Source organism: Arthrospira sp. PCC 9901 (genome assembly GCF_059013425.1).
Genome location: NZ_CP102296.1, coordinates 1,361,527 through 1,374,094, shown reverse-complemented (window position 1 = coordinate 1,374,094; position 12,568 = coordinate 1,361,527). Strand labels below are relative to the sequence as shown.

At 43.6% G+C, this 12,568-nt stretch carries 13 protein-coding genes; 6 read left to right on the top strand and 7 right to left on the bottom strand.

The window, feature by feature from the left end; all coding sequences use genetic code 11:
* Positions 1 to 55 precede the first annotated feature (55 nt).
* The 5 genes from NLZ44_RS06000 to glnA form a co-directional block, all read right to left on the bottom strand.
* On the bottom strand, positions 56 to 550 hold the full coding sequence (locus tag NLZ44_RS06000) for a YbjN domain-containing protein (RefSeq protein WP_493752168.1): 495 nt from the start codon (positions 548 to 550) through the stop codon (positions 56 to 58).
* Positions 551 to 591: 41 nt separating this feature from the next.
* On the bottom strand, positions 592 to 1,248 hold the full coding sequence (locus NLZ44_RS05995) for a methyltransferase domain-containing protein (RefSeq protein ID WP_008049936.1): 657 nt from the start codon (positions 1,246 to 1,248) through the stop codon (positions 592 to 594).
* Positions 1,249 to 1,274: 26 nt separating this feature from the next.
* Positions 1,275 to 2,345, bottom strand: a complete 1,071-nt coding sequence (locus NLZ44_RS05990) for an RNA-guided endonuclease InsQ/TnpB family protein (protein WP_493752167.1) — start codon at positions 2,343 to 2,345, stop codon at positions 1,275 to 1,277.
* Between the two features lie 1,091 nt (positions 2,346 to 3,436).
* Positions 3,437 to 3,898, bottom strand: a complete 462-nt coding sequence (locus NLZ44_RS05985) for a ubiquinone biosynthesis protein UbiE (protein WP_493752166.1) — start codon at positions 3,896 to 3,898, stop codon at positions 3,437 to 3,439.
* A gap of 132 nt (positions 3,899 to 4,030) precedes the next feature.
* The gene (gene glnA / locus NLZ44_RS05980; protein ID WP_008049933.1) at positions 4,031 to 5,452 is read right to left on the bottom strand and encodes a type I glutamate--ammonia ligase; all 1,422 of its coding nucleotides are present in this window, start codon (positions 5,450 to 5,452) and stop codon (positions 4,031 to 4,033) included.
* Positions 5,453 to 5,625: 173 nt separating this feature from the next.
* On the opposite strand from glnA, the gene apcB reads away from it, so the two are divergent.
* The 6 genes from apcB (at position 5,626) to NLZ44_RS05950 (ending at position 11,511) form a co-directional block, all read left to right on the top strand.
* The gene (gene apcB / locus NLZ44_RS05975; RefSeq protein ID WP_006626281.1) at positions 5,626 to 6,135 is read left to right on the top strand and encodes an allophycocyanin subunit beta; all 510 of its coding nucleotides are present in this window, start codon (positions 5,626 to 5,628) and stop codon (positions 6,133 to 6,135) included.
* A gap of 92 nt (positions 6,136 to 6,227) precedes the next feature.
* Complete coding sequence (locus NLZ44_RS05970; protein WP_493752165.1) at positions 6,228 to 7,463, top strand: DNA cytosine methyltransferase; 1,236 nt, start codon at positions 6,228 to 6,230, stop codon at positions 7,461 to 7,463.
* A gap of 48 nt (positions 7,464 to 7,511) precedes the next feature.
* The gene (locus NLZ44_RS05965) at positions 7,512 to 8,348 is read left to right on the top strand and encodes a TlyA family RNA methyltransferase (protein ID WP_493752164.1); all 837 of its coding nucleotides are present in this window, start codon (positions 7,512 to 7,514) and stop codon (positions 8,346 to 8,348) included.
* Positions 8,329 to 9,054 carry a hypothetical protein gene (locus NLZ44_RS05960; RefSeq protein WP_493752163.1) on the top strand — a complete coding sequence of 242 codons (726 nt, stop codon included), beginning with the start codon at positions 8,329 to 8,331 and terminating at the stop codon, positions 9,052 to 9,054. The genes NLZ44_RS05965 and NLZ44_RS05960 overlap by 20 nt, the downstream gene beginning before the upstream one ends.
* Positions 9,055 to 9,225: 171 nt before the next feature.
* Positions 9,226 to 10,662: a hypothetical protein gene (locus NLZ44_RS05955; protein ID WP_493752162.1), complete on the top strand. Its 1,437-nt coding sequence runs from the start codon at positions 9,226 to 9,228 to the stop codon at positions 10,660 to 10,662.
* Positions 10,663 to 10,710: 48 nt separating this feature from the next.
* A complete protein-coding gene (locus NLZ44_RS05950; protein WP_493752161.1) occupies positions 10,711 to 11,511 on the top strand; it encodes a hypothetical protein in 801 nt (266 codons plus the stop codon).
* 1 nt (position 11,512) lies between these two features.
* Here the strand turns inward: NLZ44_RS05950 and NLZ44_RS05945 are convergent, their stop codons facing one another.
* Both NLZ44_RS05945 and NLZ44_RS05940 read right to left on the bottom strand, forming a co-directional pair.
* Positions 11,513 to 11,893 carry a DUF4189 domain-containing protein gene (locus NLZ44_RS05945; protein WP_008049923.1) on the bottom strand — a complete coding sequence of 127 codons (381 nt, stop codon included), beginning with the start codon at positions 11,891 to 11,893 and terminating at the stop codon, positions 11,513 to 11,515.
* The gene (locus NLZ44_RS05940) at positions 11,890 to 12,555 is read right to left on the bottom strand and encodes a sensor histidine kinase (RefSeq protein ID WP_493752956.1); all 666 of its coding nucleotides are present in this window, start codon (positions 12,553 to 12,555) and stop codon (positions 11,890 to 11,892) included. Before NLZ44_RS05940 ends, NLZ44_RS05945 begins: the two co-directional genes overlap by 4 nt.
* Positions 12,556 to 12,568 lie beyond the last annotated feature (13 nt).

The following is a 12,568-nucleotide window of genomic DNA, read 5'->3' as shown; positions in this document are numbered from 1 at the left end:
CGCTTAGGGGGATGTTGCAGAAACCCCAATCGTAATTTGGGCATCCCGGTCCATGTCAAGTAACAGGAATGCCAAATTCCTCTATCAGGATATCGTCATTATCATCGGCGATCGTCGCGACAATAGTAATAGCTCGCGATATTTCCCCCGGCGTAATGCCAGCTAAAGTGCGGGTAGTCAGAACTACCACCTGATTATTAGTGATGGCAAAATGGGATTCAAACGTCGAAAGCCAATTCATTTCCAGCAGCCTCTTCATCAGCTGATCCTCATTTTTGACTGGGAATTGCAGAATAGGAGACCACACCGTTAGCGTATCATCTTCCGTTTCTCCTGTCAGTTGTACAAACACTGTTACACTGCCATACTGAAACTTCCAGAGATGACCCGCGTCACTCTGACCAACCATCGCTTTCTGGTCTTGGGCTAAACCCGCAATCACCGTTTCAATTTCTTCCCTGTAGCCAATACTAGAGCGATCGCTAATACTGATGTCGTCAGTCATATCTTCAGGCATAGTGTCCAGGTTAGTCTGATTTGTCGATGTCATAGCAAATCTGTTTATTAAGTGTTCTTGAGCCTATATTTACTCTATTTAACAGTATCACCTGCTAGAGTGTGCTTCTTGTGAGCGATCCAGTATTTACTCACAAAGTGCTGTTCCGTGCTAATTCCTTCAAATCCTACCTGAGAGAGGCGATCGCTCAAATCATCCGTAATATAATTGCGATAATAAGGCTCATGGAACATCACCGCAAAATTTTCCATCATCTCCTTCAACTCAGGACAATCAATAGCCTGAATCGAATCACAAATAACAAATACCCCTCCCGGTTGCAGTACCCGATAAGCCTCCTCAATCACCTTCTGACGCGCGAGTGGTGGCAGTTCGTGAAACAAAAACACAGAAGTAATACCATGGAAATAGTTATCCTGATACGGTAAAGCCTCAGCATTAGCTTGGATTAATTGAGGTAGTTCCCCCGGAATTCGCGATAACAATTGATTAGCCTTGCGTAAATAAGCCCCCGACAAATCCACCCCATATAAACTAGCCTTGGGAAAAGTAGCTCCCATAAACTTCAAAGTTCGACCCGTCCCACAAGCCACATCTAGCACCCGTAATTCCCTAGCCGAAACCCCCTCAAAACCCTGTAAACCACCTTTCAGAGGCGCTAATACCCGCCGCCTCATCGCATCTGCACCCCCATTAAACAGGATATCAACTGCTCTATAAAACTTAAACAAAACCGGACATAGCCGGATATTGATGTTTATTTCTGGCTTCGTCCGGGACTGTCGGCAGCACCCCGTCCACAAGTGTAATCGTCTGAACCAGGCGATTTTTCTAAATTTATACTGGCGTTCAAATCTCTATCAATCTTCAGCCCACAGTTCTGACATTCAAAAGTCCGACGGACTAGGGGCATTTTTTGACGATGGCCACAGTTAGAACAAAGTTGACTGGATGGATAAAATCTATCGGCAATAATCAACTTTGAACCATAACGTTCTGCCTTGTAACCTAGTTGACGACGGAACTCATAAAATGAAGCATCAGCGATAGAACCCGCCAAACCATGATTTTTCAGCATACCTGACACATTCAAATCTTCAATGACTACTTGGCTGTGGTTTTTAGCCAAAAAAGTAGTTATTTTATGAATCGTGTCACGGCGAATATTAGCGACTCTTTGATGTAGCTTTTGAACTTTTAAGAGACATTTGGCCCAATTTTTTGAGCCTTTGACTTTGCGACTTAAATGGCGTTGTAATCTGGCTAGTTTTTTGGTGGCTGCTTTATAAGCCTTGGGATTAGAGAATTTGGTCCCATCGGAGCAAGTCGCCAAATTGTTAATTCCTAGGTCAACCCCGATTCTCTCTCGATATTTCGGTGTAATTTCTGGCGTGATTTCTACGAAAAAGCTCATATACCAGTCACCTGCTTGGCGCGTTATAGTGACTTTCTTAACCCAACTTTCGGGTAGAGCCTCAAATGTAGAAACCCAGCCCACAAAAGGCAGCTTATGGCGAGTTCCTGACAGATTGAATGGCTTTCCGGAATTGTCAAGCGTAAAACTATCATGGTGGCCTTTCTTCTTAAATTTAGGATAACTGCTTATTCCCTTGAAGAAGCGCTTAAAGGCATCCCCTAGATTAATGAAGGCATATTGATAAACTTTAGAAGACAATTCAGACATCCAAGGATATTGAGGTTTCACATAATTCGTAAAAACCTTTTTAATGGAGTTGATATTAGGCTTGAGTCCCTCTTCATAAGCTGACCTCCATAAGTGTAATCCCCAATTGAACACAAATCGAGCATACCCCGCGTGTTTGGCCATCAAGGTAGCTTGACGGTCATTGAGTTTTAGTTTTGTCCGGAAAGCTTTGTAAGGGTTATGGTCGAAAGGGAAGTCGCCTTCCCCAACTCCAATTCAAAACCGTGCTTGATACTTTCACATCACACGGCTCCTGATGTGGATACCCCTTTTGACATCGGGAACAGGGTAACGACTCCCTGCTTTTGTGATTTCAACTTTTGGAGCTAAATACAACATCGTAGTGTTTAAACTCGCTTTCGTCGTAAACACTCCTAATTGTCGCAGTCTCTATATCCACACCGTGACTAGTGGGCATATCCTAACCATTACAGTTAGGCATTGGCTTTCAGTCACATCCTTTCCCCTTAAAGGTATACGCTTACACTTTCACTACTCCGCAGGTACATCCTGCCACTTGAGAGCCTAAAAGGGGTTTAAACGTTCCGTTTATACGGGCATTCCATCTTTAGATTTGTCCTCTCCACCGGGGTACTTTTAAAAGTCTGTGTAGGTGATGTCATGATTACCCTACTTTTCCCCTTGCTCTTTTGAACGCAGCGTATCAACCTGTTTCGCTGCTAAATCATTACGATGGTTCAAGCCGGACATTCGGTTTCCCTAATCATGGATGGTTGGCAGTGGTCGCATTTGGTAGTAGGTTCTACTTCACGCCTTCCGTTCCCCGCTTCAATCCTGGGGTTATGATTCCCAAAACTGGGGGTGGCTATCGCCGTTACTCTCAACGCAATTGTTAAGGAATCATTAATATTTCCAGTTGGGCGTTTTGACCTTGAGTTCCCTGCCTTGTTTTGTATATTTCTATACCAAACGTTGGGACATATAAACAGTTATGGGATGGTCAGGGTACGAGTCCCTTATATTTCACCAAGGGGTGAAAGTCCCACTAGGAGGTTATTTCAGGCATTGCAGCCTTATTTGACTCCTAAACGTCTCGCACCATGATTGGATTTTACCATGAAGAATCCGACTTGATGAGTATGTCGTCAAGGAAATTTGGCATGGTCTGGGGTTTGACCGTATACTCATTATTGAGTTGCGAATCTTTTGGGGTATTGTACCTTATTGTCCTAAGATATTAAGCAAATCTTGGATTAAATTCTTGCTCCCAGATCATACAAATTAGCCGACCAATCACTCAAATAGCCATCAGTCTGATGATGGAAATTCTGGAGGTAGTAACCAGGATAGCCCTCCGTATCAATTTCCCGCGCAAATTCCTGATATCGCTTCTGATTAGCACGTTCTTGCATTTGCAGCATATCCCACCATAACAGCGGATAGTAGCGCAATATATCTTCTATCGGCGTATCAAACCAAATCGAGGCGGGATAAACCCCCCTTTCCGCCTCCTCCCAATCCCTTTGATATATTTTCTCCAAAGAGTCCCGAATTTTGTTAATCACCTCTGGTTTCAGAGGTTGAGGTCTACGCTCTGGGGTCGGTGGTGCTACCATCTCCAGCACTTGATTGCTCAAAGTTTTATGAGCCAAACTTAAAACGCTCTTGCTGTACTGAAACGCCTGATAAGTTAATTGAGTTAAGGGATCTGACATGACCAGTGAAAAATCTCTAAATGTTAAGAATTGTAATTGATTTTAACAATTTTATCGAATCGGGGGGGTTAAACAAAAAATCACCCCCAGAGGGGGGTGACTGGCTAAGTCTCAGAATAGAAGTTCTGAAGATTAGCAATCGTAGTAGAGAGAAAACTCAAACGGGTGAGGACGTAACCGCATGGGGTTAACCTCATTATCGAGTTTGTAGGAAATCCAGTTAGTAACAAAGTCTTCCGTAAACACCCCACAATCCGTCAGGAAGGCATGATCATTTTCCAGAGCTTCCAGAGCCAATTCCAAAGAACCAGGAGTTGAGGGAATCTTGCGGAGTTCTTCAGGAGTCAGATCATAGATATCCACATCCAGCGGTTCGCCGGGGTCAATTTCGTTCTTAATGCCATCAATACCCGCACAGAGCATAGCCGCAAAAGCGAGGTAGGGGTTAGCCGTAGCATCAGGACAGCGGAACTCAAAACGCTTGGCTTTGGGGCTATCACCAGCCAGAGGAATCCGAACCGAAGCCGAGCGGTTTCCTTGGGAATAAGCCAAGTTCACCGGAGCTTCAAAACCAGGAACCAGACGCTTATAGGAGTTAGTGGTTGGGTTAGTCAGAGCCAACAAAGCCGGCGCGTGTTTGAGAATACCACCGATATAGTGTAAAGCCATTTGGCTCAATCCAGCATAGCCATCTCCTGCAAACAAAGGCTGACCACCTTTCCAGAGTGACTGGTGAGTGTGCATACCAGAACCGTTATCGTTAAAAACTGGTTTAGGCATGAACGTGACAGTTTTGCCATACTTTTTAGCAACGTTCTTGATGACATATTTGTAAACCATCAAGTTATCAGCAGCTTCTACCAGGGTTCCGAACTTAATACCCAGTTCATTTTGTCCGCCTGTGGCTACTTCGTGGTGATGCTTTTCAATGGGAACCCCACACTGAGCCATCGTTAGCAGCATCTCAGTCCGCAAGTCTTGCATAGTATCTGTGGGGGACACAGGGAAGTAACCCTCTTTATAACGGGGTTTATAGCCTAAGTTACCTCCTGGTTCTTCCCGACCAGAATTCCAACGGCCCTCAATGGAGTCTAAAAAGTAGTAACCAGAGTGTTGATTTTGGTCAAAGCGGACATCATCAAACACAAAAAACTCAGCTTCTGGACCGAAAAAGGCTGTATCGGCAATACCTGTTTCCTTCAAATAGTCAATCGCCTTTTGAGCAATCACCCTCGGACAGCGACTATACCATTCCCCCGTCCGAGGCTCTTTGATGCTACAAATCACGCTCAGGGTCGGTTCCGCCATGAAGGGGTCAAACCAGGCTGTTGTCGGGTCTAGCACCATCATCATATCGGACTCGTTGATGGCTTTCCAACCCCGAATACTGGAACCGTCAAAAGCCACCCCATCGGTGAAGGAAGTTTCATCAATCTGATCGTAGTATACGGTCAAATGCTGCCAGGTTCCTGGCATATCGATAAATTTCAGGTCGATAACTTTAATATCTTGGTCTTGAATCATACTCAAGACTTCTTGGGCCGTCGTGGGCATATATCTCTCCTTAGAATTTCCACTATTTGAGGAGCTTACCAGATTTTCTGACGAAGCACATCTGGCTGATCATAGTGACTTCAATTGATTAAGTTTTGTATTGAGTGCTACACTATGACGCAACCTGGATCAAAATAATTTAAAGATAAAGATATCATAGGGAGATCGACTTGATGCGGGACGCAGTAACGAGCCTGATTAAAAATTACGACATTACCGGGCGGTACTTAGACCGAGATGCCATTGATAGCTTAAAATCCTACTTTGTCACCGGAACCGCACGGGTTCAAGCGGCAGCAACTATCACGGCTAATGCAGCAGAGTTGGTTAAGCAAGCTGCTTCTCAATTGTTTGGCGACCTACCTGAGTTAATTCGTCCGGGTGGAAATGCTTATACAACCCGTCGCTATGCAGCCTGTCTGCGGGACATGGATTATTATCTGCGCTATGCAACTTATGCTTTGGTAGCAGGCGATACAGATGTTCTCGATGAGCGTGTGCTACAAGGCTTGCGCGAAACTTATAATTCTCTTGGGGTTCCCATTGGTCCAACTGTTGTTGGTATCGGTATCCTCAAAGACTTGGTGACTGAGAAGGTTCAAGCTGCGGGTATTGAAGTGGGCGCATATTTGGAACAGCCCTTTGACCATTTGATCGCTGAATTGAGCGAAACTGACGTTTAAGATCATTTTCCAGATGGGGAAAATTTAACATAAAAAGGGGCGACATTAATTATTATATGTTCGCCTCTTGTTTTTTCGGGGAAAATTTAACAGTGACCAAAAGACCAATTGCGATTGATTTATTTGCTGGGTGTGGGGGGATGTCTCTGGGTTTGGAGGCGGCGGGGTTTGATGTGGCTGTGGCGGTAGAGTTTGATGCTGTTCATTGTTTGGTACATCATTTTAACTTTCCCTACTGTCATACAATATGCAGAGATATATCAAAAGTTACAAGCGCCGAAATTCTGGAGCAATTACAATTAAAATATCAAGATACACAAGTTGACTTGATTGCGGGGGGGCCTCCCTGTCAGGGATTTTCCCATATAGGTAAACGTCAACTTGATGACCCGAGAAATTCCCTGGTTTTTGAATATCTCAGAATGATTGCGGAAATTCAGCCCAAATACTTTATTTTTGAAAATGTGCCGGGTATCGCTACTGGCAAACATAAACGGTTTTTAAATGAACTAATTACTGAATTTGAAGCTATTGGCTACCAGATCCAAAAGCCGATTAAAATTCTTGATGCTAGTGAATACGGGGCTCCTCAAAAACGAAAAAGACTAATATTAATCGGTAGTCGATTCGATGTGAAAATAGCCGGATATCCTGCCACAAATAAATCGGAAATGTTCACGGTCTATCAAGCAATATCTGACCTGGAAAAGATAGATCATTTTACTAATTATGACCCAGGAATTTCTCCGGCTTTCCTAGAATATGAAGGCGATCGCAAAAAATATTCATTGGTGCCCAGTGATAGCTTTTCCCTCTGCCATAAACGTAGTATTGAGCCGACTGTTTATGGTCATGTTGGCTCGGTTCACACTCCCCTGTCGATCGCCAGATTTGCTCAGACTCCACCGGGTACGGTTGAACCCAAAAGTCGATTTTTTAAACTCTCACCTACGGGGTTATGTAATACTCTGAGAGCAGGTACTAATAGCGATAAAGGAGCTTATACAGCACCCCGACCTATTCACTACTCTATCCCTCGATGTATCACTATTAGGGAGGCGGCTAGACTTCATACTTTCCCGGATTGGTTTCAATTTCATCGCACTATATGGCATGGATTTAGGGAAATTGGAAATGCGGTGATTCCGATTCTGGCTAAACAGCTTGGCGGGTCGGTAATTGATGCCCTGGGGGTAGATGTGAATCAGTTAAAATCAACAACTTTGGCACAAGTGCCGGAAAGTTTGTTATCATATAATATCTCCCAAGCCTCTAGTTATTGGGGAATCCCTGACTATGTTATACCTAAGAGAAAACGATTAAGATAAAATAATTTATTATTGCCAACAAGAGTTAATCTAAGAAGTCTTGATGATATGAAACAACGTCTTGATACATTGCTAGTCGATCGCCATTTGTCAGACTCACGACAACAAGCCCAACGTTTGATTAGGGCGGGGGAGGTAATGGTCAATCGCCAAGTAGTTGATAAACCAGGTACAGAAGTAGATATTTCGGCGACTATAGATGTGAAAGCGCGATCGCCTTATGTATCTCGTGGGGGGGAAAAACTAGCGGAAGCGCTGGATAAATTCGCGATTAATGTTACTGATAGAATCTGTATTGATGGTGGTATTTCCACGGGTGGATTTACGGACTGTCTGCTACAACGTGGGGCTAAACAGGTTTATGGTATTGACGTAGGTTACGGACAGGTAGATTGGCGACTTCGCAACGATCGCCGGGTGATTTTACGGGAACGCACCAACTTCCGCTATCTGACTCGGGAGCAATTATATCACCAAGAGGATTATACTAGAAACAGTTTTGCTGATTTGGGGGTGGTGGATGTATCTTTCATCTCCCTAACCAAGATTCTACCCGCCCTGTGGGAACTACTACAACCTCCACGAGAGGTGGTATTGTTGGTTAAACCTCAATTTGAGGTGGGGAAGGGTCGGGTTGGCAAAAAAGGGGTGGTGCGATCGCCACTTGATCAAGCCGAGGCAATTTTGGGGGTCGGGTCGAAGGCTGAAAGCATGGGATGGGAGTATCGGGGGTTAACAGCATCACCGATTCAGGGTCCGGCTGGTAACATTGAATATCTGTTATGGTTATCTGATCAAGGTGAAGCTATCCCCAGTTTAGATGCGATCGCCAAAATGACTGAATTCACTCAAATTCAATTCCAAAATGGTCAAGCAAAAAACTAAATTATCCCAACGTTCCCAACCACCGATTTCACCCATAAAGCGAGGCGCTAGATATCTGATCTGTGCTTTGGCTTATGTAACCTGCGGGGTGATTTTAGTAGCGATCGCTATTTCCATTAAAGTCATCGCCCTCCAGTTAGCCCATAGATTTGTGTATCCGATTTTTGTGTTTGGTGACTTATTAAGAGGGCTAGAAATTATTGAGTTATTAAATTTACTGGTTTTTGCCATACTGGGGATGGGATTGGGATTAGCAACCGGTTTGCTTCCCACCCGAGACAGTCGCCGAATCAGCACCATATTTTTAATTATTTTAGTGCCAGTTATTTTAGCCATTCCCCAATATATTAAATACGATCTATGGATTCAGGACATCTCCCAGCAAGACCAAATTAGCAACAGTCAAGCCATGACCATTGCTAACTCATTTTTAGAACGTCGCATTGGACATCAGGGAGTTTTGGGCTTTTACTTATATACAGGTCAATTTCCGATGATTCCCACCAGACAGTCACAAATGCAGGATTTAGATAGACTGGAAAAACAAGTTAACTCAAAATTTGTCAGAGTCAGCGGTATTCCCCCAACCATAGTTAATTGGTTAATGGGAATTTGCTTCTGGGGAATCAGATTATTTTATTTCTCGGTGGCGGCGATAACCGCTACGGCACATTTTCGGGAAGGTCTCAAAATTGTGGGGAGATAAAACCCATTGAGTCCCCGCAAGCCGGGAAAAATTAGCTATGATGATCATGGTGGTGGTTACAGTTGACTGAGATTTGGCTGAATTTACCTAAATTTGGGTGAATACCTCAACCGGAATTGGGGAAAACTAAACTGTAGCAGAATTAATCCCACGCAATCTAACGGTTATTTTATGGCTATTCCTAGTTACCTTCTGATTCTGATTGTTGTCTTTGTCATTGTACCATCGGTGATAGCGGTTCTCCTGCGAATGGCGCTACACTATTATTTGATTGACCAAGGAAACCAAGTAATTCGACTCATTAACGGACAGCCTCTCAGGAAACCACCGAAAATAGTCAATTATTTAGAAACTCGACTAGCTGAAGCCAGCCAACAATTGGAACAAGTCAACACTCCAGCAATTATTGATCAGGTTTATAGTCAGCAGCGAGTCTTGTTGATTTCCTGCGAACAAATTGAACAATTGGGGCGCATTCTTCCCAATTTATTACTATCCTTTGGTTTACTGGGAACTTTTATTGGTATTACGATTAACTTATATTCCCTCAGTGAAACGGTCAGCACCACTAATGTCACTGATATTAGCAGTTTACTCCAGGATATTCAAACACCTTTACAGGGAATGGGAATTGCTTTTACTACCAGTTTAGCGGCGATTTTATTTAGCGCGCTTCTGGTGGTGATTAACTTCATGTTTAATACTAATCTGGCTAAGTATCGCTGGATGAGTGCTTTAGAAGACTATCTGGATAATATTTATCAACCTACTCTGAAAGGTCAAACGAAAACGGATAAAATTGTTCAAGAGATGGTGCAGGTATTTGACCAGTTTTTAATCCGTTTTGGTCAAGGTATCCAAACGTCTATCGAGACAGCATTTCGACAAAAGATTGATGAAATTTATGCAACTAACCTGAAAGCTAATCAACTGGCTGAACAGGTTTATAGTCGGTTAATTGATGCTTCAGTGACAGTGACGCAAAGTGCTAAGGATTTTCAAATTGCGGGCGATCGCTTTTTGGAAGTAGCGCGCGCTTTTGAACAAAGCGAGTTCCCCCAACAGCTTTCCAATGCTACTATCAACTTAGCCAATACTCAACGCAGTTTTTCCCAATCAGCTTCCGGGTTGGCTACCTCAGTACAATCGGTGGATTTAGCTGTTATTGAACTGCAAAACTACAGCAAACGCCTGATTAAATTTAGTGAACAAATCCAACAAACTAATCAAACGGCATTAAATTTATTAGAAACCCAGAATCAGAATCAACAATCATTTAATCATATCGTTGAACAGGTACAAACTGCTTCCCAAGGGTTTCAATTGGCTGTAAATAACCTGGATAGCCTACAACGGCGCATGGTGAATAAAACTGATAATCTGGAAGAAATTCAGGCGGAATTATCGAAGTTGGTAGTAGCTATGCAAACCTACAGCCAGGGAGTCAATACAGCAGTCGGCGGCGGAGTTGCTGCTAATTATCCTGGGAATTCGATTAATTCAATGGAGTTACAACCAGTAATTTCTGGGTTACAAGAATGTGTGAGTCATTTACAGGACACTAAAAATGAACTTTATCGACTCAGGCATACCATAGAAAAGCAATAATGTCAAGCATTTCAAGCTGTAAATAATAAGATTTAAGAGGCAAAAAATATGCGTTATTCCCGTTCTAATCAGAAATCAGAAGAGTTTAACTTGTGGCCGTCTTTTACGGATTTAATGGCTAATTCGTTTATGATTTTGAGCCTATTTCTGTTGTTAGCAATTATCAAGTCGATATTTATTCAAACGGTTTCTGATGCGACGGCTTCTCGTTCCGAACAATTAGAAATACAAATGTCGGAATTACAAAGTAGACTACAACAGCAAACCACTCAGGTGACGGGACTGCAAGGAGAGGTAGCTAGGCTACAAACTGAACTGAGAAATAGAGGCGATCGCATTATGCAATTACAGGGAGAAGTGGAACGCCTCAAATCTCCACCAGTGATTGTATTGCGAGATTCATCATCACGAACATTTGACTCCGGTAGTGCGGCTATTTCGTTAGAATTAGGTGAGTTTATCGATAATAAATTAGTAGGACAAATTAAGGATTTTGCGGAAGATTATGAGGGATATGTGGTAGAAGTAATCGGTCATACTGACGGACAAATTACAGGGGGCGGTTACAGCAACCTAGACCAAGTATTAGAAGAAGTTGCACGCAATAACCAAGCGGTTACTAGCCTAGTTCCTGGTTCTAATGCGGACTTAGGCTTAATGCGGGCTTTAGCAGTTGTCCAAAGATTACAGGAAAATGAAGAATTGCAGTCATTAGGATTAACATTTAAAGCCTATTCGGCGGCGCAATTATATGAGGCTTCGGGAAATTATGCTTCTATTAACCGCACCTCTGACCCCAGTCGCCGCCGGATTGAAATTCGATTCACTCCCAAAGCTGTGGAACAATAATTTAAGGGTTAAAATGGGTTGTACAAGCCCAGACCTCAATTTTACAGTCTCCTTGACCACAGGCGACAATTGAACGCGCCTCAGCTTCGGCCCTATTTACAGCCCAAGCTGATCCAATATTAGAGCCATTAGTGGCGATCGCACCACAACCATTTTTAAACCATACCCGGATCTGACAATCAGCCTGTCCGCAGTATTCTAGGGCGTAACGTTGGGCTTGGGCGAGTGTGGGGTAGTCGTGGGAGTAACCCCAGATAGCGGGGTTAGTGGTTGAAGTAGCGATCGCCCCGTAATGATCGGGATTTTGGGCAACAATAGCCCCACTAGTGATACCTTCAAGCGCAATCAGAATTAACCCAGTCAGACTCAAACACTTAATCATCGGACTTGTACAGGTAGGAAAATAGTCATCACCTTCCCTTGCTGGGGTCGCTGTCGGACAACTAATTTCCCCCCAAGGGCTTGGAACAGATTTTTAGTGACATTTATATTTAAACTTAGACTACCGGTTTCTGGCTGCACCATCAAGACAGGTCCGATAGATTTTAGGGGAGACTTAGGCGCAACTGTAAAAGGGGAATGAGTTTGGGTGTGAGAATGGGACTCTAGCTGCAATTTCAACAACTGTCCGGCGAGTCTTACACCGACTTTAATATGGCTACCAGATGGTAGACTGCGGGTAAAGTTTTCGATCGCCCCGGTTAGCATTTGGTCTAATAAGGTCGGATCACTAACTACAGAGGGTAATTGTTTGGGTAAAATCACCTCTAGGGTATGATTCCGCTGGCTGGCTTGTTTTTGCCATCGTGGTAGTCCGTTTTGGAACACATCTCCTAAAGACATGGTGGTTAACTGGACTCCGGTATTGCTAGGAATTTCGCAGGAGGAGGGGGGATTTGGGGACATTTCCAATTCTACCGCCCGGAAAATCAGGTTAAAGCGATCAATTTGGATGCTACATTCGCGATCAATGGACTCTAAGCGTTTACGGACTACCTCTGGGTCGAAATTCGGACGCTTCAACAGTAGCCGAGTTAAGGTCAGAATTGTGGTTAAG

Coding starts and splice junctions, on each gene's coding strand:
- NLZ44_RS05965 (WP_493752164.1), top strand. CDS start 7,512: ATGAAACAACGTCTTGATACATTGCTAGTCGATCGCCATTTGTCAGAC.
- glnA (WP_008049933.1), bottom strand. CDS start 5,452: ATGCCCACGACGGCCCAAGAAGTCTTGAGTATGATTCAAGACCAAGAT.
- NLZ44_RS06000 (WP_493752168.1), bottom strand. CDS start 550: ATGACATCGACAAATCAGACTAACCTGGACACTATGCCTGAAGATATG.
- NLZ44_RS05950 (WP_493752161.1), top strand. CDS start 10,711: ATGCGTTATTCCCGTTCTAATCAGAAATCAGAAGAGTTTAACTTGTGG.
- NLZ44_RS05955 (WP_493752162.1), top strand. CDS start 9,226: ATGGCTATTCCTAGTTACCTTCTGATTCTGATTGTTGTCTTTGTCATT.
- NLZ44_RS05960 (WP_493752163.1), top strand. CDS start 8,329: ATGGTCAAGCAAAAAACTAAATTATCCCAACGTTCCCAACCACCGATT.
- NLZ44_RS05990 (WP_493752167.1), bottom strand. CDS start 2,345: ATGGCCAAACACGCGGGGTATGCTCGATTTGTGTTCAATTGGGGATTA.
- NLZ44_RS05985 (WP_493752166.1), bottom strand. CDS start 3,898: ATGTCAGATCCCTTAACTCAATTAACTTATCAGGCGTTTCAGTACAGC.
- NLZ44_RS05945 (WP_008049923.1), bottom strand. CDS start 11,893: ATGATTAAGTGTTTGAGTCTGACTGGGTTAATTCTGATTGCGCTTGAA.
- apcB (WP_006626281.1), top strand. CDS start 5,626: ATGCGGGACGCAGTAACGAGCCTGATTAAAAATTACGACATTACCGGG.